The following is a 21,944-nucleotide window of genomic DNA, read 5'->3' as shown; positions in this document are numbered from 1 at the left end:
GCCCAGGCCCAGCATGCGCTGCGCGAGATGGGCGACCAGCTGAAGGCGGCCGGCGTCGAGGTCAAATACGCCATCCATCCGGTCGCCGGCCGCATGCCCGGCCACATGAACGTGCTCTTGGCCGAGGCCAACGTCCCCTATGACGAGGTGTTCGAGCTCGAGGACATCAATTCGGAGTTCGCCCAGGCCGACGTCGCCTATGTCATCGGCGCCAACGACGTCACCAATCCGGCGGCGCGCGACGACCAGACCTCGCCGATCTACGGCATGCCGATTCTCGACGTCGACAAGGCCAAGACCTGCCTGTTCGTCAAGCGCTCGCTCGGCTCCGGCTATGCCGGCATCGACAACACGCTGTTCTACAAGGACGGCACGATGATGCTCCTGGGCGACGCCAAGAAGGTCACCGAGGAAATCGTCAAGGCGATCAACCACTGAGGCCACCCAGATCCATGAACGCCATTCTCTGCCCCGCATGGGCACCCAAGCACCAAGCGCAACAAATCATATTCCAGTTTGGTGGGTCGCAGTGTGGCGCCGCGTCGCGTCGCAGAACGCCTTCGGCTCACCGCTTCTTCGTCAGGTGGTCAAAGGTTGATAAGTGAGTTTCGCGGGTCCAACACCAAAGATCGTGCCATGAGAAGCAGTCGATCTCGGCGATGATGAATCGCGCTGAGGACCCGGTACGAGGAGACGCGGCGATCGCCCGATGACAGCTTCTCCTTGGAAGAGCCGTCACGCGCTTGAGATAGAGCGGATGACCGCGTTCCACCCTGGTGAGACCTACAGAGCAGCATCGACCCTTTATTGTCCTTCATCGGCCTGTTCGGGAACAGCGGCTTTGTATGGAGAAACCCGCCGTCACCTGCCGTTGCCCAGATTTGCCCCACTCAGGAACGCCATCCGGGATGGCTCATGTTCCCATAGCGGGATGAGGGAAGCACTTTACCCTTTGGCTGTCGCCAGATTGGTGCTGAGCTCGAAAGCGAGTCCCGATCCATCGCTGTATGGCTGCAGCGCGGACGCACTCTCGCTCACGATCTCGTCCACGATGCGCTTGCGTTCCTGATTGCCCATCTCCTTGGCTAGAGAACTCATCCCAACCAGCGCCATCGTATTCAATCGCAGGAAGGGTGCACCTTCTCCGAAACGGATGGTGCGCGAAACGATCCTTGATCGGACCTCATGGAAACCTGCGTCTCGCAGCAGCGCCTCAAGCGGGGCAGCATCCCCTAGGCTGTACCGCTGATCGACGATGGCGCCCAGGTGGCGCTCCGCGACGCGGCGCAGCTCCCGAAAGAACGGGATTTCATCGTCTGGGCGCCACGTGGCCAGCGCCAGCCTGCCACCCTTTGCCAGCGCGCCACGCATCTGCGCTGCCGCCGCCGGCTTGTCAGGAAAAAACTGCAGTCCTTGCTGGCAGACGAGCACGTCGAACTGCTCTCCGTCGCGAAGAGGCAGTGCGCTGGCATTGCCTTCGCGCCAGTCTATGGCTGGTTCCACAGCGCGCGCCACGGCAAGCATATCCGGACTGATGTCGATGCCGACGACATATGCGGCGTGACCGAGTCGCTCTCTTGCAACGCGCGCCGCTACTCCTGTTCCGCAAGCGATATCGAGGACACGGTCGCCTGGAGATAGTGCCAGCTCTTCGAGAGTCATTTCGGCCCATGGGCGGAAAAGAGGACCGACTAGCCACCGCTCGTACATCTCCGGGAAACTTGCCTGGTTCATTGCGTAGCTGGGTAGCGTCATGATTATCCTCCACGAAGTTGCCACCGGTCATTATTGGAGACAGGGCCAACGTCCGTTCCATCAGCATGCTGGTCATTCTGGCACCGAAGCTCGTATGGCGACAATCCACCCGACGCCGACGGATCGAACCGGAAAGATCGACCCAAGGCTGTCATTCGCCGATAGCGCCAGCAATTTCCGGTGCTGACCCCAGAGCGGTCGCTGACCGTTACCCGCGTGTCGACGAGACAAAGTGGCCGCCGCAGAGGCCGCGGCCGACCGGAGCCAATCAAAAACAACCGCCGGACTCGGAGTTGGCAGTTCTCCTTAGATGCTGTTGAAAGAACAACTTGAAATCCCGGAAACTGTCGAAGCCGAGGGCGGTAGCTAGACGTGTGACTGTGGTGGGAGAGACAGAGCAAGCGGTAGCGATCGAACGGGCGCTGCCGAAGGCGACAACATCTGGTCGTGCGAGCGCCAGACGAGCGACCTGCTCGAGCTGTTTCGGAAGCTTAAGGGCCCTTGAAGCCAAGATGCCCTTAAGCTCCGTGACGTCAGCCGGAGGTTTTGTCGCCTCGCTCATCTCCACGACCGCCTTCATGTCTCGCCCCATTATTTCAGCGCGACGGCTGCCTTCTTTGAGACGGACTCAATGCAGGCAAGCGCGATGTTCAGCGCATTGCGCGCATCGATGCCGGTCGGTCCTTCGGGGATCTCGCCGCGACGAACCGCGGTTACGAAGGACGCGAGCTGCGCTGTGTAACCGTGGACGAAATGGTCAGTATCACGACGCCAGGTTTCGCTCGACACGCCGTTCTTGTCGAACAAGGTCATGCTTGAACGACGCGCGTCACCCATGGTCACCATGCCGCCGGAGCCGAAGACCTCGCCACGGATGTCGTAGCCGTAGAGTGCCGAGAAGTTTGCCTCTGCGACGGCAACGGATCCATTGTCGAACCGGATGGTGACAACAGCGGTGTCCAGGAAGCCCTTGTCCCTGAAGTCGGGACGGACGAGAGCATCGGCTACAGCATAGACCTCCACTGGGCGCGCTCCGACGTTGAGCCACAGCAGCGTGTCGAAGTCGTGGATAAGCGTCTCGTAAAAGATGGTCCAAAGCGGAATGCGATCGGGATCAGCGCCGAAGGGACCGGGATCGCGTGTGAGCGAGCGCAGGAGCTGGGGCGTTCCGGCTTTGCCGGCGTCGATCGCGGCACGCCCCTCCGCGAAGGCCTGATCCCAGCGTCGGTTGAAGCCGACCTGAAGAGGAACGCCGGCCGAGCGTGCCGCCGCAATCGCCCGGTCTGCATCCTCCAAGGTCAGCGCCATCGGCTTCTCGCAAAAGATCGCCTTGCCGGCTTCGGCGGCCTGCACGAGGATGTTCGTATGAAACCGCGCCGGCGTAGCGATGATCACGGCATCGAGGTCCGGGTGGGCAAGGAGATCCGCGACATCGGCGTAGGAGCTTTCGACGCCGAGCTTGGCGGCGAGACCGGCCGCAGCCCCTGGAGCGGGATCGGCGATGGCGACGAGCTCGGCGTCGACGAGGCGGCGTGCGACGGTCTCGCCGTGAAAGGAACCGATGCGGCCGGCGCCGATGAGACCGACATTGACGGGTTTGGTGGGCATTGATTTGATCCTGTCAGGGTTGAAAAAGTCAGATGGTAAATGCGGTGCGGAACGCTTCGAGCGCCGCTTCGGGGTCGCCAGCGGCCCAGGCTTCCATGCCGATCGGGCCGGAATAGCCCATGGCATTCAGCGCCTTGGCGATGCCACTCCAGTTGACCTCGCCGGTGCCGGGTTCACAACGGCCGGGTACGTCGGCCACCTGGATCTCGCCGATCCAAGGCAGGCACTTGCGGCAGAGTTCGATCAGGTTCCCCTCGCCAATCTGGGCATGGTAGAGATCGAGATTGAGACGGAGGCGCGGATGATTGACGCTTGAGACCAGCGCCAGCGTATCTTCGGCGCGGCCGAAGGGCACGCCGGGGTGGTCGACCGGCAGGTTGAGGTTTTCGAGCGTGAAGGTGACGCCTTCTTCTTCAGCCATATCCACGACACGGCAGAGCGTGTCGCGCGCCTTCAGCCACATCGCGCCGGTGACGATCTCGATCGGCTGGACAGGTAGGCCTCTGTCGCCCAAGCCTGTGCCGTGCAGGTTCAGCCGCTGAACACCGAGCCGCTTTCCAACCTGCGCGGTCTCGCGTGCCGTCCTGAGGAGTTCTGCCGCACCGTCGTCGTCCGTCAGACGGCCGGTCAGATAACCGTTCATGATCGTGAAGGTCGCGCCAGTCGCTTCCAGCTTTTTGAGATCGTGCTCCGGCCAGTTCCAGAGACCAACGCCGAAACCCATTTCCTTGAGGCGCGCGGCGCGCCACTCGATCGGCCTGTCGCGCCAGATCATTTCCGCACAGGCTGCGAGTGGGAAGGGAGAAATCTTCTGAGCTGTCATTTGACGGTCCGTATTTGGATGTGCCAACGGGGGCGCGGCACGAAACGCGCCGCACCGACATGCATGCGAGCAGGTTTCGATCAGATCGTTCCGCCGAGTTCTTCCGACAATGACTGCAGCTCCTTGCCGCCGGCCATTAGGTTCTGCAGTTCGTCAATGCCGATCTCGTTCTTGGCATGGGTCCCAAGCGTCTTGCCGCGGTTGAGCACCGTGAAGCGGTTGCCAACGGCATAGGCGTGGCGAACGTTGTGGGTGATGAAGATCACGCCGAGGCCCTTGGCTCGGACTTGGTTGATGTACTTCAGCACCATCGACGTTTGGGCGACGCCCAGCGCCGATGTCGGTTCGTCGAGGATCAGCACCTTGGCGCCGAAATAAACCGCTCTGGCGATCGCCACGCACTGCCGCTCGCCGCCCGATAACGTACCAACCGCCTGCTGCGGGTCGCGGACATCGATGCCGATCTTGTACATCTCGTCGCGCGTCACGTTGTCGGCCTCATCCATGTTCATGCGCTTGAAGGGGCCGAAGCCGGTCAAGGGTTCCCGCCCCATGAAGAAGTTGCGGGTGACCGACATCAGCGGGATCATCGCAAGGTCCTGATAAACCGTGGCAATGCCGGCATCGAGGGCGTCGCGTGGGCCGGAGAACATCCGGGGCTTGCCGTCAACCAGGAAATCACCCGAGGTCGGCTTGTGCACGCCTGCAAGCGTGTTGATCAGGGTCGATTTGCCCGCGCCATTGTCGCCGAGCAGGCATAGCACCTCGTTTCGATTGACGCTCATGGACACGCCGTTGAGGGCGATGACGGAGCCGAAATGCTTGACGAGGTTCCTGACCTCGACGAGGGGCGTCTGAGATGTGCTCATCAGCGTTCTCCCGTGACGCGTTTGCGGATGACGTTGTTGAAGACGACGGCGGTCAGCAGCATGCCGCCGAGGAAAACGAGGTACCAATCCTGGTCGATCGACGTGTAGGTCAGCCCAATCAGCACCATGCCGAAGACGATCGATCCGAAGAACGCCCCGATCGCGGAGCCGTACCCGCCGGTCAGCAGGCAGCCGCCGATAACAGCCGCGATAATCGCCTCGAACTCTTTCTGAAAGCCGCGGCGGGCGTCCGTCGAGCCGGCGTCGAGCACGGTGAGGATGGCGACCAGCGTGGCGCAAAGGGCGGTGACGACGAAGAGCGTGGTCTTGACCCTCGCTACCGGCACGCCCGACTTGCGCGCTGCACGCGGATCGCCACCGGATGCGAAAATCCAGTTGCCGAAACGCGTTCGGAGCAGGATCCAGGTGGCAAGGAGCGCGATGGCGATGAACCACAGAATCTCGACCGGAATGCCGGGCACCCTCGGTGCGCCGTTCGGGAAGGTGTCGATAATGCCGGCTTCAGCAAGCCAGGTGAACAGTCCGGGGAAGGCGTCTCCGGAGAACAGGGGGGCAAGCGGGCTACCAGCCGCTGCTTCCTTCATGCCGCGAAGCTGGGTCGCGCCGCCGCTTGCCCATTTCAGGCCGACCAGCGTCAGGCCGCGCAGGATGAAGAGGAAGGCAAGCGTGACGATGAAGGACGGAAGGCCGGTGCGCATGGTGAGCTGCGCATTGGTGATGCCGATGAAAACCGCAAATGCGAGCGCCACGAGGATGGCGACGCTGAGAGGCATCTGCCAAACGACCAGCGCCGTGCCGAAGACGAGACCGGCAAAGGCGACCATCGAGCCGATCGAAAGGTCGAATTCGCCGCCAATCATCAAGAGGGCTGCGCCGAGGGCGAGAATGCCGAGTTGCGCAGCCGGGGCCATGAAGTTCATCACACCCGCCAACGTAAACATGGCGGGGTTGGCGGTGAGGAGGAAGAAGATAGTGACGAGCACCAGACCGGCGACAGCGCCGAGTTCAGGACGCCGTAGAATTGCGGTCAATGTCGAAACCTTCTTCAGCCGCTCATCGGGTCTGGCTACAGACCCGTTTTGTTCGTTGGCTAGTGTCATGGTTCGTTCCTAAAATCTCGGTCGTTGTCCGTGCGCGCCTGCGAAACGCAGTCTCGCGTCGACGGAATGCGCGGGCGACAGGGGCAACCCCCGTCCGGGACGGGGGCTGCCGGGCTCCGCTTAGCGGATGCCCTGGGAGGATTTCTCGATCACCTGCGCCGCGGTCTCGGAGGTCACCAAGCTAGGACCAGACGCCACGTTGCCGGCCGGGATGGTGCCGTAGCGCGCATTGAGCGCCAGGAACGTCACGGGCAGGTAGCCCTGCAGATAGGGCTGCTGGTCGACGGCGAAGAGCGCCTTGCCATCCGCGACCGCCTGCAGGAAGCCGGACGAGAGGTCGAAGGAGGCAACCTTCACCTTGTCGCCCACCCCCATCTTCTCGACGACGGTCACTGCCCGCTCGCCGACAAGCGGAGCCGAAAGACCAAGCACGGCATCCACAGACGTGTCGGACGTCAAGGCCGCCTGGATCTTCGCCTCGATTTCGGCCGGATCGGATGTCGTCGGCAGCACTGTCACCTTGCCGCCTTCGAAACCCTGCTCCGTTCCCGCGCAGCGCTGGTCAAGCGCGGCGTTGCCGACCTCCTGGTTCACGCAGAGCACGTGCTTGAGGCCAAGCGATTTCAGTTTCTCGCCGACCTTGCGACCGGCGGTCATTTCATCCTGGCCGACATGCAGCTTGATGCCGAGTTTTTCGGCTGCGGAGATGCCGGAATTCATGGATATGACCGGAATGCCGGCGGCGACGGCCTTCTCGATTGCCGGGCCGAGCGCATCCGGGTCGGGATTGGAGATGACGATGCCCGCGGGGTTCTGGTTAACAGCAGCTTCGATGAGCTGGCCCATCGCCACCATGTCGAATGTTTCCGGCGCGCGGTAATCGACCTGCACGTTGCTGTCTTTGCCGGCTTGCATGATGCCGTTCTTCACGATCGACCAGAACGGGTCGGATGCCTGCCCATGCGTTACGGCGATGATGGTGGGCTCCTGGGCGCTGGCGACAGCGGCGCCAGCGATCATGATTCCCAAGGCGGCAACGCCGAGGGTGAGTCTCTTCCAAACAGATTTCATCATTTCCTCCCAAAGCCCCTTTTCCTCCGGGGCGCGCCAAAAAGTCTGTTTGCTACCGGGTGCAATCGGTCTTGCTACCGGTAGCAAACAGGTGCATCCTAGCGAGAGATGAGATAAAATCAAGCATTCATTTCGTCAGATCAGAAAATGGAACGTTCATTTCATGCGTAAGCGGGCAACGGCAAAGGAAGTCGCCGAGGCGGCAGGAGTCTCCAAGTGGACCGTGATCCGCGCCTTCACGCCCGGGGCGTCGATCACAGCGGAAAGCAAGCGCAGAGTCCTCGAAGCAGCCGAGGCACTCAACTACTCGCCCAATTTGCTGGCGCGCAGCCTGGCAACGAACCTCACCCACCAGATCGCGGTCTTCGTCGACGACTTCGCCAATCCGCACAAGCTCCCCTTTCTCGAGGCGCTCACGGAGCGGCTGCAGGCCGAAGGGTTGGTCGCCGTTCTCATCAACATCAATCGCCATTTCGACCATGTGCATGCGCTGCTAAATGCCGACCAGAGGCAGGTCGACGCGATTATCCTGTTCGGCACGGCCTTCCGAGACGAGACGCTCAGGGACAGGCGCTTGGGACCCGGGCTGCCGCCAATGTTCGTGCTCGCGCGGGACAGCCAGATCGAGGGAGTCCCCGCCGTGGCCTGCGACGCTGAACGCGCGCTGCACGAGATCGTCGATTACCTTCACGAAAAGGGGTATCGCCGTCCCGGTTTCATGGGCGGGGCGAAGACGCTGTCGACCGCACTCGGTCGACGTCGGCACTTCATCGATTGCTGGCGTGGAAAAGGCGTGGCCGATGTCGTCGAGCTTGCCGCGGAGAGATACAGCGCCGAGGAAGGTGCGGACGCCGTGCGCAAATATCTGGAACGTACTGCCGCCGCGGAGAGGATCGATGTTCTCATGTGCGAGAACGACATTCTTGCCTTGGGCGCAATGGACGTTGTCCGGAGCGAGTTTGGCCTGCGAGTGCCTGAGGACGTGGCTGTCGTGGGTTTCGACAATCTGGACCTTGGCGCTTCTGCGGCCTACGACCTGACGACCTACGAACAGCCCAAGATCGAGATGATGAAGGCGATCGTTGAGATGATCATGGGACAGCGGGAGGCCGAGACTGTGATGTTGCCCGGCAAGCTAATCGTGCGAGGCTCCGCATAAGAGGTGGCATCAACCTATGTTCGGCGAGACACGAGTGGTCGAACGTGAGCGCCTTCGGTTTCTTTGAGGTGATCTGGCTCTCGTCGAGATAGACGGAGTTGCAAATGACGACCTGGTCACCAGGCTGGCATGCTGCAAACGGTGCTTGCCGAACCAGCCTGGCATTACCGTATGGCACCGGAAGATTATCGCGGCCTCACACCGCTGATCTACGCTCACATTAATCCCTACGGCCGGTTCGACCTCGATCTGGGCAGCCGGATTGATTTCGGCAAAATCGCCGCGTGAGTAGCGGCGCAGAAATGCGCGACGCAAAACTCAGGCGTAGAATTCCAATTTTTGTTGGCTTTTTGCGAAAGCTACGGAGTAGGTTGACTTTGGAGACGGTACTGACTTCGGCCGGGGCGAGCGATCCGCTACTCGGCCCATGCCGCGATCCGTTCCGCGGCCGCATTGGGGCCCCCGATGTGCGGAATGTTCACCATCCTCAGACCGGCAATCCGTAATGCTTTCGCAGACTTTTGTACCGATCAGCTTCCCCAGCGCAGCGCCGCGGTGTCAACTGGTGCGTCCCACAAGGAAAGCTCTCGTTCGTCGAGGCGCGCAACGGTGATTGAGAGGCCCGCCATGTCCAGGGAGGTGACATAGGTTCCGACCAGCGAGCGGGCAACTGTGACGCCCAGGCGCGCAAACCGCGCGCGGGCGGAATTGTAGGCGAGATAGAGCTCCGATACCGGGGTGCCACCGAAGCCATTGATGAAGAGGAGCAACTGGTCGCTCCGGTCCGGCGCCAGATCGCTCAAGATCGCCTCGAGCATCGTTTCCACGATCTCGTCGCCGGTCGCGATTTTGACCCGTGCACGTCCCGGCTCTCCGTGAATTCCGACGCCCATCTCCATTTCGTCTTCGCTGAGCACGAAGGTCTTCCGCTCGGTGTCGGGTACTGTCACGCCGCTAAGCGCCACGCCCATCGTGCGGATGCGGCCGTTCAGGTCCTCGCCAAGCGCACTCAGTTCTTCGAGCCGCCAGCCGGCCTCCGCCGCCGCTCCAAGCAGCTTCTCGACCACGAGTGTTCCCGCAACACCTCTCCTGCCCTGGCTGCGCTTCGACCCGCTGGGATTTACGTCATCGCGCACGATCAGGGTGGCGATCCGGTGCTCGGCCGCCGCGAGCTCGGCGGCCATCTCGAAATTCATGACGTCGCCGTCATAATTCTTGACGATCAGCAGACACCCCTCGCCGCCGTCGGTTTCCCGGATCGCGGCAATGATCTGGTCCGGCGTCGGGGAGGTGAAGACATGTCCGGTGCAGGCCGCGTCCAGCATACCTTTGCCGACAAAACCGACGTGCATCGGCTCGTGTCCGGCGCCGCCGCCCGAAATGAGCGCGATCTTGTCCGGACGAAGACTGAGTCGGCGAACGAACCTCCTGTTCGCTCCGAAGGTCACCAGCCGTTCGTGGGCCGTAACGAATCCCGCGAGGCTTTCGGCCACCAGCGTCTCGGCTCGATTCATGAATTTCTTCATCGTGCCCCTCCCCACGACGCCGTGCTCTCCTGCCCCGCAAATCGCCGCAACGCTCCAACTTGGCACCGGGTGCTCGAACAGGGCCCTGACGGAGCAGCGATGTACTGAAACACATCACGACCCTCTAATCCATCGTTCCGACCAGTTTCGCCATGTTCCGGACGAGTTCCTCGATCGCTTCGTCGAAGAGGCGGTTCTTCTTTTCGTCGCCGAGATCGGGAACGATCAGCGAGAGCTGGCGCAGCTTTTCCGCGCTCCCGAAATCTGGCAGCTTGCCGGGGTGCGCGGATTGATAGGCCTGAAGGAAGCGCTCCTGCTCGCCCGGGCTGAAGTGACAGACACGGAAGATCGTCGCGAGATGACGCGCCGGCAGCGGGGTCGAATAGGCTGGACTCGTCACCTGTGTCACGAAGCTGCGATGCTTGCCGAGTGCCGCGGCGAGCCGCTGGCGGGTTCCCGATGGCCGATTGTCGATGATTTGCGCCAGGACCGTCTTGTAGGCGATGATCGCGTCTTCAACTGTCTCGCGCGACATTCATTTCATCTCCGCCGCGGCCCGGCCGTCCGAGCACATGCCGCCGATTATAGTTCTGATGTCCGCCAAGCGATTGGGCGCCACCGAGAAATGGCGAAGGCCCGCAGCCATGAGCGCCGGTATATGCCGCGGGTCGGAGGCCATCTCGCCGCAGATCCCGATTGGTTTTTTCATCGCCTCGGCAAGCGCCACGCCCTGCGCGATTACCCTTAAGACCGCCGGCGTGGCGGCGTCGTAAAGTGCGGCGACACTTTGATCGTCCCTTGCCGCCGCCGCAAGATATTGCGCCAGATCGTTTGTCCCGAAAGAGAAGAAGTCCGACCGCGAAAAACGATCGAGCATCAGCCCCGCCACCGGGACCTCCACCATCATGCCGATCTCCGGCATGCGCGTTTGCACGCCCCTCCTGCCAAGCGCGGTCGATTCCTCTTCGAAGATCGCCCGCATAGCTTCGAGTTCATCCGGGACCGTCACCATCGGCAAGAGGACGCCGAGATTGCCATGTACGGCGGCCCGCAGCAGCGCGCGCGCCTGGGCGCGGGCCAGCTTCGGCCGCGCCAGGAGCAACCGGATGCCCCTGAGGCCCATGAAGGATTCACTCCTCCTCGCTCCGGGCAATGTCTTGTCGCCGCCGAGATCGAGCATGCGCACGATCGCCGGCGATTCGCCGGCCCAGTCCAATGCATGCCGATATATGTCGTAATGCTTTTCCTCATCGACGGCATCCGCGGGCGAAGTCACCAGAAATTCGGTCCGCATCAGACCGATGCCCGCGAAGGAGGCTGGATCAACGGCCCTGAGCTCGAGCGGATCGTTGATGATGGCGGACAGCCGGATCGCGACGCCGTCGGCGGTTTCGATCGCTCCGCCGGCGCGCGAGGCGGTCGGCCTTGCTGCAGGCTTCCTCGATTTCGCCTCGCGAACATGCTCATCGTCGGGCGCGATAACGGCTCGGCCGTCATTCCCATCGACAAGAACGCGCGCGCCGGGTGCGATTTCGAACCGTCCCGTCGCCACCAGCATGGGTACCGAACGGCTGCGAGCGAGCATTGCCACATGGCTGGAGACGCTGCCTTCGAAGAGGACGATGCCGCCGCCCGTGGTCCAGTCATGCGCGAGGAAGAGGCTGGGCTCGAGGTCCTTGCCGACGAAGACCGAACCGGGCGCAAAATCTTCCAGGGGGCGGCCCGTGAGCGCACTGAGGACGCGATTGCGGATGTCGACGATGTCGACCGCGCGGGCGCCGAGCTGCTCATCGGGCGCCGCCTCGATACCGGCGATATAGTCGTCGAGCGCGCCGAACCAGGCGAGTGCGGCGCCATCGCCGGCCAGCATCCGTTCCTCGGCCATTTCGACGAGAGCCGGATCGAGCAGCATCTCGATCTGGAAGTCGAGAATGCCGGCGCTCTCCTCGTCCGACCGATACGCCAGAGCCTCGAGCTCCGCAACGGCGGTGGTGACGGCCCGTCGCAGCTTGTCGCCTTCAGCGGCCACGGTGTCGCCGGGCGCGGGCGCCTCCGCCGTAAATTCGGCGGCGAGATGGACGGGCCCGACCCCCACACCCGGAGAGGCGGATATCCCGAAGATTTCAAGCGTTTCGGCCATGCTTCTTGTCTTCATCGAAGTCGCGCTCGACGAGCGCTTTAAGGGCATGGATCGCTTCGGCGGCGCGCAATCCTCGGGCTCGGATTTTCAGAATCGAACCCCTTCGAATCCTCGCCCCCATGATCTTGACAATGCTCTTGCCGTTCAGCCAAACGCTGCTGTCATTGACCTTGATCTCGACGGTGCACGGAAACGACTTCGCTAGCCGCGTGAAGATGACCGACGGGCGAGCATGCAGCCCGAAGCCGTACGTCACCTCGATCTTCGCCTGGCAGTAACCCTGCGTCTCGACTGCCTCCGTCGCTTCTCGTCGCGGCCTGTTGTCCATCACGGTGACAGCTCCTCCGCGGTCGCCACGACGCGCGCGAGTGCCGCTCCGCCCGATGCTTCGGCCGCGGCCATCACCGCCCCCTCGACGAGTGGCGCGTCGCAGATGATCACTCTTCCCGAACGCGGCTCTCCGAGCATTTCTATCGCCATTTCGCTGTTCGTCTCCGCCCCGCCGAGATCGACGAAGACGGCGACCCCCGCATCCGACCAGGCCTTTTCGATCGCGGCGCGGATGCCGGCGGCGTGAGTGCCGAGCCCACCCTCCGCATTGCCGCCCGACCACGCGAGCGGCACGCAATCTCCGACCATCTGGCGCACCATATCGGCGGCACCCTCGGCGACGAGCGGCGAATGCGAGACGATGACGATGCCGACATTTGCGGATTTCGGGTTCATGCCGGACGTTGCTCCTCCAAAAAACGACAGATCGCGACCGTCAGCAGCGCGCAGCTCCTGGCCCCCGGATCGACATGTCCGACCGACCGGTCGCCGAGAAAGGCGGCGCGCCCGCGCATCGCCCTCATGCCGAAGGTCAGGCTTGCCGCCCGTTCCGCCTCTTCGGCGATGCCCGTCAGACCCGCGCGCCTTACCACTTCGGCATGCACCGGGTAAAGCACGTCGAGCAGCGTCTTGTCGCCGGGACTCGCCCGCCCGCGACGGGCAACGGCCTCAATGGCAAGCTCGAGCGCGCGTGCAAACTCGATCTGTCCGTCCGGACCGGCCAATTGACGGCCGGTCTCCATCAGCAGCGTTCCGTAGAGCGGACCGGCCGCACCGCCGACGCTCATGACGAGAGCCAGGCCAATCTCCTGGAGTGCGTTCGGCAAAGGCAGGTGCGCGAGCCGGTTTCGGTCGGCGTAGACCGCCTCCAGGCCGCGACGCATGTTGGTGCCATGGTCTCCGTCGCCGATCGCCCTGTCGAGTTCCGACAGATGATCGGCATTGGCGGCAATCACCTCGCGACAGGCTTCGATCAACCCGCCTATGAGCGCTGCATGTGCCACCACGACCAACACCCCTTTACCAACCTCGCTCGATCATACTCGCGATCGGCCGCCATCGTCAGAGCATGTGCTTAACGAAGCCCTGCTGCGACTTCGAAGACCGCCGCCACCGCGATGGCTCCCGGGTCTGGTACGCCGTCGAGATCCCCTTCGCCGATGTAAGAAGCGCGGCCGGCCTTCGCCTTCTTCATCGCCCGAGTTGCATCGGCGCCGGCGCGCGCCGCGGACGCCGCAGCGGCAAGGCCGCCCGCCCTAAGCGCGCGCAGCGCCGGATCCAGAGCATCCACCATCGTTCGGTCGCCGAGGGCCGCCCCGCCGTAGAAGGTCATCCGTTCGAGTCCCGCCAAAAGCGCGCCTGCCATGTCATTCGTGTCCGAATAGGCCTTGGCCGCCGCCGTGAAGAAGATCGACAGCAGCACGCCGCTCGATCCGCCCATGCTGGTGCTGAGAATGCTGCCGATCGACGACAAAGTCGCTGCGATGTCCCTCAGCGGCAGCCTTTCGATCTGGGCAAGAACGCTGCGCGAACCCGTCGCCACAGTCGAGCCGGTATCGCCGTCACCGGCCCGGGCGTCGAGATGGTTGAGCTCCGCTTCGAGCGAGAGCAGATGATCGCAGATCGCCGCGATCAGCCGATCGGCGGCCGGATCGTGACTGGCCGCGACGGCCTCAGTCGCGGGCAAAGCAATTGCCGGCAGAACGGAGACATCATGCCGCTCGACGGCGGGTATCCAGGCATGTGGGCCGACGGGCGATTTCAATGCCGCCTCACGCTCGCCATCAAGCCGGATGAGCGAAAGCGAAAAGCCGTTCATGTTGAGCGCCGTCATCATCGGCGCGGGGCCTATCGTCAGTTTCACACGTGCTGCGAGTGACGTGGAAAGGACCGTGTGGGCGATCAATCCCATCTCGATCGGCGGCACGGCACCGAGATTGTTGATGAGAAGCGCATAGCCGCCGTCTCGCGGCAAAGCTCTGGAGAGCCGCTCGGACATGGTGGCAACAATGCTGCGCGCCTCCTGTAGGGCGATCCGTTCGGCGCCGGGTTCGCCGTGGATGCCGAGCCCCAGTTCCCCCTCGTTCGCCTCGAGCCGTTCCGCATGGGCCTGGCCAGGGATGGAGCAGGAGGAGAGCGACACGCCGAGCGAAACGATGTCGCGCGCGGCCGTGCGGGCGGCAGCGGCAACGGTCTCGAGATCCGCATCCTGCTCGGCCAAATGCCCCGCAAGCTTGTGGACGAAGAGCGTTCCGGCGACGCCGCGCGGCTGAGCGATATCCGGCAGCGCGATGTCGTCGGCAACGATCACCATCTCGACGCGAAAGCCTTCGACGCGCGCCTTTTCCGCCGCGAGTCCGAAATTGAGGCGATCGCCGGTATAGTTCTTGACGATCAGCAGGCACCCCTTCGGCCCGGTCACCGCGCGGATTGCGGTCAGCACCGCATCGACGCTCGGCGAGGCGAAGATCTCGCCGGAAACCGCCGCAGTCAACATGCCTTTTCCGACAAAGCCCGCATGCGACGGCTCATGGCCGGCCCCGCCGCCGGAAACGACCGCAACCTTCGCCTTGTCCCAGTCGCCGCGCAGGACGACTTTGATATCGGGATAGCTGTCGAGGCGCGCGAGGGTGCCAGGTGGCGCGGTCTGGAGCAGGCCGTCCAGCGCCTCGGTGACGATGTTTTCCTTGCGGTTGAAAAAGTGCTTCATCGTGCTCATCCAATTACCTTGTCGATTAATCCCCGCAGCATCAGCGCAGCCGCTCGCCGGCCGACCCGAAATAAAGGGGCTGTCTCAGCGAAAGGTTGATCCGGTCGCCTGGTTTGATGGAGAGATAAGGGTCAGCAAGCGTCACGAGCTTGTGGCCCTGCACCCGGATGTGCAGGTGGTTCTGATCGCCGAGGTGCTCGATCCAGTCCACTTCGGCGTTGCCCCGAGCATGTGTGGTGATCTCCAGATGTTCGGTCCGCGCACCGATCGTCAGCGCGCCGGAAGGTGGTGCGGCGCCGGGCAGGAGGTCTATGGGAAGCAGGTTTATATGCGGTTGGCCCAGGCGCGCGGCGACGTGCAGATTGGCCGGGTCCGTGTAGATCTCCCGCGGCGTGCCGATCTGCACGAGCCGGCCTTCCGAAAGGATGCCGATGCGGTCCGCCATCGTCATCGCTTCGACCTGATCATGGGTGACGTAAAGCAGCGTGGAACTCAATTCGCCCTGGATCCGCTTCAGCTCCAGCCGAAGCTCGGCACGGAGTTTGGCGTCAAGCGACGACAGCGGCTCGTCCATCAGATAGATCGCCGGACGGCGCACGAGCGCGCGGCCGATCGCGACGCGCTGCATCTCGCCGCCCGAAAGCCGGGTCGAGCGATTTTCGAGCTTGTGATCGATCCGAACCATGCGCGCGACATCGCGCACACGCCGGTCGATCTCCTCGGCACCCAGCTGGCGCGCCGGAGAGCGCAGCGGAAAGGCAAGATTGTCGTAGACGCTTAAGTGCGGATAGAGCGAATATTGCTGGAAGACAAAGGCGACGTCCCGCTCGGCCGGCGATTGCCCGCCAACATCGCGGCCGGCAATCGTCACCCGCCCCTTGTCCGGTCTTTCAAGGCCGGCGATCAGGCGCAGCGCCGTGGTCTTGCCGGCCCCCGTCGGCCCGAGGAGGACGACGAACTCCCCGTCCCTGATCGTGAGCGAAAGATCGTCGACCGCCGCCGTGTCGCCGAACGTCTTACCGATACCGTGAAGAGCGACCTCAGCCATGGCAGGTTCCCGCGTGGAGGGACGAGGCGATCGCCCTGCCCGAGGCACAGTCGAAGACCGCAAGTTTTGCTGGATCGAATTCGAGCCCGAGGGTCTCGCCGAGCCTGAAGCTTCGGTCGGCCGAAATGCGGGCCTTGACGATGCCGGAGGCGGTTTCAACGGCGACGATCTGGTTCGTGCCGAGGTACTCGCTGCCATAGACAGCACCGCGAAGACCGGATTCGTCGTTGAAGCGGATATGTTCGGGACGCACGCCGAGCGCCAGTTCGCCTGGCAAGACATCCTCGCCGATCTCAGGCACGACGACCTCGATGCCGTCAAGCAGGATCGATCGCGTCCCCCGTTCGAGTCCCGAATGGAAGCGCATGAAGTTCATCGGCGGCGAGCCGATGAAGTCGGCGACGTACATCGAGGCGGGCCTGTTGTAGATTTCCTGCGGCGTGCCGAACTGCTCGACCACTCCGTGGTTCATGACCGCGATCTTGTCGGCCATCGCCATGGCTTCGTGCTGGTCATGCGTGACGTAGACCGTGGTCGCATGAATGCGATTGTGCAGTTCGCGCAACTCATGGACCATGACCTCGCGGAATTCCGCATCGAGCGTGCCGAGCGGCTCGTCCATCAGGAAGCATTTCGGCCGCCGGACGATCGCCCGTCCAAGCGCCACGCGCTGACGATCGCCGCCAGCCAGGCCCGAGACCGACCGGTCGAGGATGTGGTCGATCCGCAAGAGCTTCGCGGTCTCTTCGACGCGGGCGCGGATTTCCGTCTTGGACACGCCCTGCGACAGGAGCGGGAAACCGATATTCCTGCGCACATTCATGTGCGGATAGAGAGCAAAGAGCTGAAACACGAAGGCGATGTCGCGGGCGCTCGCCCGATTGAAGGTGACGTCCTCGCCGTCGAGATGGATCTTGCCGCTGGTCGGAAGCTCAAGCCCGGCGATCATCCGGAGCGTCGTCGTCTTGCCGCATCCGGATGGCCCAAGCAGCGCCAGGAACTCGCCGTCATTGACGGTGAAGCTTGAATCCTCGACGGCGATGAAATCGCCGAACTGCTTGCGGAGGTTTATGATCTTGATCTCGGACATCGCTTACTCCGGAAATTTCGAGACGACGATGAACATGAAGGTGCCGGCCAGCAGCATCGCGAGTGAATAGGTGTACAGCGTCAGCAGGAACGGCTGGAACAGCATCAGGAAGCCGGCCGCGATCAGCGCCGTCGCAATGTTCTCCATCGGGCCGCGCCTGAGGAAGAACAGCCGCCTCTGCCGGGGCGCACGGGTCAGTTCTTGCGGGTTCGTCATTTGCGTACCGCTCCGAAGGTGATGCCGCGCAGCAATTGCTTGCGCAGGATGATGGTGAAGACGAGGATCGGCACCAGGAAGATCGTCGTGCCGGCGGCGACCGCCGGCCAATCCTGCCCGCCCTCGCCGATGATCGTCGGTATGAACGGCGGCGCGGTCTGCGCCGAGCCCGAGGTGAGCAGCACCGCGAAGGCATATTCGTTCCAGGCGAAGATTAGGCAGAAGATCGCCGTCGCGGCGATCCCGGTGGTGGCCTGCGGCAGCACGACCTTCCAGAAGGCCTGAAGGCGCGTATAGCCGTCGATCATCGCCGCTTCCTCGTATTCGCGCGGGATCTCGTCGATGAAGCCCTTGAGGAGCCAGACGGCGAGCGAAACGTTGACGGCGGTATAGAGCAGGATCATGCCGAGCGCCGTGTCGGAAAGGCCGAACTGGCGATACATGAGGTAGATCGGGATCGCGACGGCGATCGGCGGCATCATCCTCGTCGAGAGAATGAAGAACAGGAGATCGTCGGCAAGCGGCACGCGGAACCGCGAGAAGCCATAGGCCGCAAGCGTGCCGAGCGAGACGGCGAGGAAGGTCGAGCCGAAGGCGATCAGGAGCGAATTGCCGAAACGCGGCCAGTAATTCGACGGTCCGGCGATGACCATATTGCGGCTGCGGGTGATCTCGTCGCAGGTACCGGTCGGGGAGGGGAGCGACTGGATATAGTCCGGCGTCTGCCGCGTGCGCGTCGTGAAGAGATTGCAATAGCCCTCGAGCGTCGGCGTGAAGACGATCTTCGGCGGGTAGCTGATCGAATCCGGCGGCGACTTTATGCTGGTCAGGAAGATCCAGGCGAGCGGGATCATCGTCACCAGCGCATAAAGGATGACGATCGCACTGGCGATGCGCTTCACGGTCGGCGTCGGCTCGACCACGGAATGGGCGGTGTTGACCGAACTCATCGTTGCTTCACCTTGTTGAGCGCTTTGACGTAGATGTTGGCGAGGCCGAACACCGCCACGAAAAGGATGATCGCAAAGGCGGAGGATCGTCCCGTGAGCCAGCTTTCAAAGGCTTCACGTTTCAGGGTGATCGACGCGACCTCGGTGGTCGAGCCGGGCCCGCCGCCGGTCAAAAGCATCACCATGTCGAACATCTTGAAGTTCTCGATGCCGCGGAAGAGCACCGCGAGCATGATGAAGGGCAAGGCCATCGGAACGGTGATCGACCAGAACTGCCGCCAGGCGGAGGCGCGGTCGACCTCCGCCGCCTCGTAGATATAGTCAGGAATGGATCTAAGGCCGGCAAGGCAGATCAGCATGACGTAGGGCGTCCACATCCATGTGTCGACGATGATGATCGCCCAGGGTGCGAGCGTCACCGAACCGAGCATCTCGAAGGACGACGGCGGAATCCCTGAGAAGAACGAGACTATATAATTGAAGAGCCCGATCTGCGGCTGGTAGAGGAAGCGCCAGAAATTGCCGACGACCGCCGGCGACAGCATCATTGGGATGAGGATGACCGTCGTCCAGAAGGCATGGCCGCGGAACTTGCGATCGATCAGATAGGCGAGCGCGAAGCCGATGAGCGTCTGCAGAAGGATCGTCCAGAAGACGAAATGCGCCGTCGTCTGCATGGCGATCCAGATGTCCGGATCGTTCAGCACGCGCTGATAGTTGCGCAAGCCGACGCTTGCGACTTCGGCGTTCGGGCGGTTCGCGCGGAAATTCGTGAATGACAGATAGACCGCCCAGATCAGCGGAAAGATATTGATCGCAAGTAGCAAGGCGATCGTCGGCGTTATGAACAGCCATGCGATCGCGCGATCGGAAAGGCCGCGCACTCTCGCAGCCATCGGTACGGGCGTGGCGCGGGCAAGCATCTCGGCGGATCGCTCCGCGATGGTGGAAGGGGCATCGGTCACTGACGTCACCTGGCGTTGAAAAGGACTTCGGGCGGCCGCCACGGCCCGGCGCTTCACAACCCGGGCCGTGTTCCAGCAAGTCTAGAGCTTGCCTTCGTCCTCGAAGATTTCCTTCCAGTCGTTCGCGAGAGCGTCGAGCGCCTCCTGCGCCGTCCCCTTATCGGCGACGACGTAGTCGTGCAGGCGCTTCTGCATCGCCTGCAGCAGGATCGCGTAGGAGGGTTCCTGCCAGAAATCCTGCACCTGGTTCATCGCGACGAGGAAGTCGGCCGCGAAGGGCTGGCTGTCCTTGAAGGAGGGATCGTTCAAGACGGCATTGTGAACGGCATAGCCGCCAAGCGCCCACCATTTCTTCTGCACGTCGGGCTGGGCGAACCATTTGATATAGGCGAGCGCGCCGTCCATGTTGTCGGTGTTGGCCACAACCGAAATCCCCTGGCCGCCGAGCGTCGAGGCGGCAACCTTCTGCTTGGGATTGACGAAGAAACCGATCTTGTCTCCGCCAACCTTCTCGTCCTTGTAGAGGCCCGGGAAGAAGGCGAACCAGTTCATCGCCATCGAGACCTGGCCGGATTTGAAGGCATCGAGCCCCTCGCCCATATAGCTGTCCGTATAACCGGGCGGCTGGCAGCATTTGTAGAGCGCCTTGTAGGCCTCGAGCCCTGCCACCGCGTCCGCCGAATTGACGGCGCCCTCCATGTCGTATTTGCCGCTCGTCTGCTCGTATTTGAAGCCGAAGGGATAAAGCGCCGAGGTCGCGCCCATGGTGATGCCCTCGGAGGCGCGTTCGGTGAAGATCGCCGCGCCATAGACCTTCTGGCCGTCGATTTCGCGGCCGGTGAAGAATTCGGCGACCTGCTTCAACTCGTCCCAGGTCTGCGGCGGGCCGAGATCGCGACCGTGTTTCTGCTTGAACTCCGCCTGCAACTCCGGCTTGGCGAACCAGTCCTTGCGATAGAACCAGCCATTGGCGTCGCCCATGGCCGGCAGGGCCCAATAGTTCGGCGTGCCTTTCGGCCAGGTGGCATACGCGTTGACCGCCGCTTCGGCGAAGTCGCTCATCTTGATTCCTTCTTTATCGAAGAAATCGTTGAGCTTCACGTAGTAGTCGTTTTCGGCGGAACCGCCAATCCACTGGCTGTCGCCGATCAGCAGGTCACAGAGCTTGCCGCCGGAATTGAGTTCGTTGAGAATACGGTCGGCGAAGTTCGGCCACGGCACAAACTCGAACTTCATTGCGGTGCCCGTCTGCGCGGTGAAATCCTTGGAGAGCTCCACCAGCGCGTTGGCCGGATCCCATGCCGCCCAGCACAGGGTCAATTCATCGGCCCTCGCCAGTTCCGGTATCGCCGTCGACAGCACGAGCGCCGACGACATGCCCATCAGGGCCTTCGTCATCTTCCGCATGTATTCCTCCCAGATACAGAACCGACCGAAGCCGGCTTCGGAAAAATCTCTCTTGCTCACATGCCCAAACCGTCTCACTCCCTCATGTTGAGCAATATGTTTAGTGATATACGTTTTACTAAACACATCAAGTGCAATTCGTCGCTGCGGCGCAGCATGGGCGCCAGGACGCTGAAGGAACTGGGGAGAGAAAGAGAAGGCGTGTCCGCCGCGTCCCGGTCAGCCTTTGTTGTCGCTCACGAAAACCGTGCTTGCGTCGCTGACGTTTGAAACATGCCAATAGGCGGCGTTTCCCGCCTCTTCGGCATCGGCACGAAGGATTGCGGTTACAATGCCCTGATGTTCTTCGTAAGACTTCGCCAGTCGCCCCGGCAGGCGGAACTGGGCACGGCGGAAGGGCGCAAGCCGTGCCCGCGTCTGCGTCACCAGTTCGAAGATGTGATCGTTGTGGGCGCCGCGATAAAGTCGGGTATGGAATTCGATATTGTGTGCGGCATAGTCCTCGTCGGCACCCGCATGGACGAGGCGCATCGACTCTCGGTGCATTTTCTCCATCGCGCGGCGCTCCTCGACCGACATGCGCTCGGCGGAAAGCCTGGCGCAGATCCTCTCGAGTTCAGCCATGGCCTCGAACATCGAGGCGAGATATCCACTGGTCACGTTCGTGACCACTGCGCTGCGATTGGGTTGCCGGTCGACGAGGCCCATCGCACAGAGTTGCCGCAGCGCTTCGCGCACCGGGGTCCGCGAGACCTCGAAGCGGCCGGCGAGGGAAAATTCGTCGAGTTTCTCGCCCGGCTGCATCTCGCCGGTGACAATCATGTCGGCGATCGCCCGCACCATCTGTTCGACGGTTGTACCTGCCCGGATGATCTCTCTTCTTCTTGGCTGTTTCACGCGCGACTCGATATTCTGGGATCTGCATACAGATGCACGCACATGCTTCACAAGTCAAACTGCAGCATAACGCACTGAAACGTCTCCTATTTTATCAGACACAAGACCCGGCCTGCGTTTGATTGAGTTCCATGAACGATTATTCGCAGGCCATTTCCTAGGCATGCGTAAAAAAACACCATACTCGCCTGTCAACTGCATACAGTTTCCTCAGTGCTCATTTAGACGCGGCACAAGAACCAGCAATATCAATAACCTA

Annotated in this window: 24 protein-coding genes and 1 pseudogene; 3 read left to right on the top strand and 22 right to left on the bottom strand. The window is 62.4% G+C overall.

What is annotated here, in order from left to right; genetic code table 11:
* Positions 1 to 438 (top strand): NAD(P)(+) transhydrogenase (Re/Si-specific) subunit beta (locus CO656_RS26450; protein ID WP_143557029.1); only part of this gene is annotated, 438 nt, incomplete at its 5' end.
* A gap of 507 nt (positions 439 to 945) precedes the next feature.
* On the opposite strand, the gene CO656_RS26445 is transcribed toward CO656_RS26450, so the two are convergent.
* From CO656_RS26445 to CO656_RS26415, 7 genes are all read right to left on the bottom strand, one after another.
* The gene (locus tag CO656_RS26445) at positions 946 to 1,755 is read right to left on the bottom strand and encodes a methyltransferase domain-containing protein (RefSeq protein WP_097527754.1); all 810 of its coding nucleotides are present in this window, start codon (positions 1,753 to 1,755) and stop codon (positions 946 to 948) included.
* Between the two features lie 268 nt (positions 1,756 to 2,023).
* The gene (locus tag CO656_RS26440; RefSeq protein WP_179864845.1) at positions 2,024 to 2,335 is read right to left on the bottom strand and encodes a MurR/RpiR family transcriptional regulator; all 312 of its coding nucleotides are present in this window, start codon (positions 2,333 to 2,335) and stop codon (positions 2,024 to 2,026) included.
* An 11-nt stretch (positions 2,336 to 2,346) separates the two neighbouring features.
* Positions 2,347 to 3,363: a Gfo/Idh/MocA family oxidoreductase gene (locus tag CO656_RS26435; protein WP_097527753.1), complete on the bottom strand. Its 1,017-nt coding sequence runs from the start codon at positions 3,361 to 3,363 to the stop codon at positions 2,347 to 2,349.
* A gap of 28 nt (positions 3,364 to 3,391) precedes the next feature.
* Entirely contained in the window at positions 3,392 to 4,186 is a 795-nt protein-coding gene (locus CO656_RS26430; protein WP_097527752.1) for a hydroxypyruvate isomerase family protein, read from the bottom strand.
* 80 nt (positions 4,187 to 4,266) lie between these two features.
* A complete protein-coding gene (locus CO656_RS26425) occupies positions 4,267 to 5,055 on the bottom strand; it encodes an ATP-binding cassette domain-containing protein (protein ID WP_097527751.1) in 789 nt (262 codons plus the stop codon).
* Entirely contained in the window at positions 5,055 to 6,176 is a 1,122-nt protein-coding gene (locus CO656_RS26420) for an ABC transporter permease (protein WP_097527750.1), read from the bottom strand. The genes CO656_RS26425 and CO656_RS26420 overlap by 1 nt, the downstream gene beginning before the upstream one ends.
* Positions 6,177 to 6,296: 120 nt before the next feature.
* Positions 6,297 to 7,247, bottom strand: coding sequence for a sugar ABC transporter substrate-binding protein (locus tag CO656_RS26415; protein ID WP_097527760.1), 951 nt, complete (start codon positions 7,245 to 7,247; stop codon positions 6,297 to 6,299).
* 163 nt (positions 7,248 to 7,410) lie between these two features.
* Here CO656_RS26415 and CO656_RS26410 point away from each other — a divergent pair, with 163 nt between their 5' ends.
* Positions 7,411 to 8,406 carry a LacI family DNA-binding transcriptional regulator gene (locus CO656_RS26410; RefSeq protein ID WP_097527749.1) on the top strand — a complete coding sequence of 332 codons (996 nt, stop codon included), beginning with the start codon at positions 7,411 to 7,413 and terminating at the stop codon, positions 8,404 to 8,406.
* Here the strand turns inward: CO656_RS26410 and CO656_RS31065 are convergent.
* Positions 8,339 to 8,536 (bottom strand): annotated as a pseudogene (locus CO656_RS31065) (hypothetical protein); the annotation flags it as partial. The gene CO656_RS26410 and the pseudogene CO656_RS31065 overlap by 68 nt on opposite strands.
* Here CO656_RS31065 and CO656_RS29935 point away from each other — a divergent pair.
* The gene (locus tag CO656_RS29935; protein WP_234819642.1) at positions 8,536 to 8,694 is read left to right on the top strand and encodes a transposase; all 159 of its coding nucleotides are present in this window, start codon (positions 8,536 to 8,538) and stop codon (positions 8,692 to 8,694) included. The pseudogene CO656_RS31065 and the gene CO656_RS29935 sit on opposite strands and share 1 nt — an antisense overlap.
* A gap of 242 nt (positions 8,695 to 8,936) precedes the next feature.
* Here the strand turns inward: CO656_RS29935 and dhaK are convergent, their stop codons facing one another.
* The 14 genes from dhaK to CO656_RS26335 form a co-directional block, all read right to left on the bottom strand.
* On the bottom strand, positions 8,937 to 9,932 hold the full coding sequence (dhaK, locus tag CO656_RS26400) for a dihydroxyacetone kinase subunit DhaK (protein ID WP_097527748.1): 996 nt from the start codon (positions 9,930 to 9,932) through the stop codon (positions 8,937 to 8,939).
* 124 nt (positions 9,933 to 10,056) lie between these two features.
* Entirely contained in the window at positions 10,057 to 10,467 is a 411-nt protein-coding gene (locus CO656_RS26395; protein ID WP_097527747.1) for a hypothetical protein, read from the bottom strand.
* Entirely contained in the window at positions 10,468 to 12,072 is a 1,605-nt protein-coding gene (locus CO656_RS26390; protein WP_097527746.1) for a putative PEP-binding protein, read from the bottom strand.
* Positions 12,056 to 12,400 carry an HPr family phosphocarrier protein gene (locus CO656_RS26385; RefSeq protein WP_097527745.1) on the bottom strand — a complete coding sequence of 115 codons (345 nt, stop codon included), beginning with the start codon at positions 12,398 to 12,400 and terminating at the stop codon, positions 12,056 to 12,058. The genes CO656_RS26390 and CO656_RS26385 overlap by 17 nt, the downstream gene beginning before the upstream one ends.
* A complete protein-coding gene (gene dhaM / locus CO656_RS26380) occupies positions 12,400 to 12,798 on the bottom strand; it encodes a dihydroxyacetone kinase phosphoryl donor subunit DhaM (protein ID WP_097527744.1) in 399 nt (132 codons plus the stop codon). The genes CO656_RS26385 and dhaM overlap by 1 nt, the downstream gene beginning before the upstream one ends.
* Positions 12,795 to 13,418: a dihydroxyacetone kinase subunit DhaL gene (gene dhaL, locus CO656_RS26375; protein WP_097527743.1), complete on the bottom strand. Its 624-nt coding sequence runs from the start codon at positions 13,416 to 13,418 to the stop codon at positions 12,795 to 12,797. Before dhaL ends, dhaM begins: the two co-directional genes overlap by 4 nt.
* A gap of 59 nt (positions 13,419 to 13,477) precedes the next feature.
* Complete coding sequence (locus CO656_RS26370) at positions 13,478 to 15,112, bottom strand: dihydroxyacetone kinase subunit DhaK (RefSeq protein WP_179864844.1); 1,635 nt, start codon at positions 15,110 to 15,112, stop codon at positions 13,478 to 13,480.
* Between the two features lie 40 nt (positions 15,113 to 15,152).
* Positions 15,153 to 16,160 (bottom strand): ABC transporter ATP-binding protein, encoded by a 1,008-nt coding sequence (locus tag CO656_RS26365; protein WP_097527741.1) that lies wholly within the window; start codon positions 16,158 to 16,160, stop codon positions 15,153 to 15,155.
* Positions 16,153 to 17,250 (bottom strand): ABC transporter ATP-binding protein, encoded by a 1,098-nt coding sequence (locus CO656_RS26360; RefSeq protein WP_097527740.1) that lies wholly within the window; start codon positions 17,248 to 17,250, stop codon positions 16,153 to 16,155. Before CO656_RS26360 ends, CO656_RS26365 begins: the two co-directional genes overlap by 8 nt.
* Positions 17,251 to 17,253: 3 nt before the next feature.
* Positions 17,254 to 17,466: a hypothetical protein gene (locus tag CO656_RS26355; protein ID WP_097527739.1), complete on the bottom strand. Its 213-nt coding sequence runs from the start codon at positions 17,464 to 17,466 to the stop codon at positions 17,254 to 17,256.
* Positions 17,463 to 18,416, bottom strand: a complete 954-nt coding sequence (locus CO656_RS26350; protein WP_097527738.1) for a carbohydrate ABC transporter permease — start codon at positions 18,414 to 18,416, stop codon at positions 17,463 to 17,465. Before CO656_RS26350 ends, CO656_RS26355 begins: the two co-directional genes overlap by 4 nt.
* A complete protein-coding gene (locus CO656_RS26345) occupies positions 18,413 to 19,381 on the bottom strand; it encodes a sugar ABC transporter permease (RefSeq protein WP_179864843.1) in 969 nt (322 codons plus the stop codon). Before CO656_RS26345 ends, CO656_RS26350 begins: the two co-directional genes overlap by 4 nt.
* An 81-nt stretch (positions 19,382 to 19,462) precedes the next feature.
* Entirely contained in the window at positions 19,463 to 20,788 is a 1,326-nt protein-coding gene (locus CO656_RS26340) for an ABC transporter substrate-binding protein (protein WP_176536697.1), read from the bottom strand.
* Between the two features lie 219 nt (positions 20,789 to 21,007).
* The gene (locus tag CO656_RS26335) at positions 21,008 to 21,685 is read right to left on the bottom strand and encodes a GntR family transcriptional regulator (RefSeq protein ID WP_176536698.1); all 678 of its coding nucleotides are present in this window, start codon (positions 21,683 to 21,685) and stop codon (positions 21,008 to 21,010) included.
* Positions 21,686 to 21,944: the final 259 nt, after the last annotated feature.

This window comes from Sinorhizobium sp. FG01, assembly GCF_002531875.1.
GTDB lineage: Bacteria > Pseudomonadota > Alphaproteobacteria > Rhizobiales > Rhizobiaceae > Sinorhizobium > Sinorhizobium fredii_C.
This window is presented reverse-complemented; position numbering and strand designations above follow the sequence as displayed.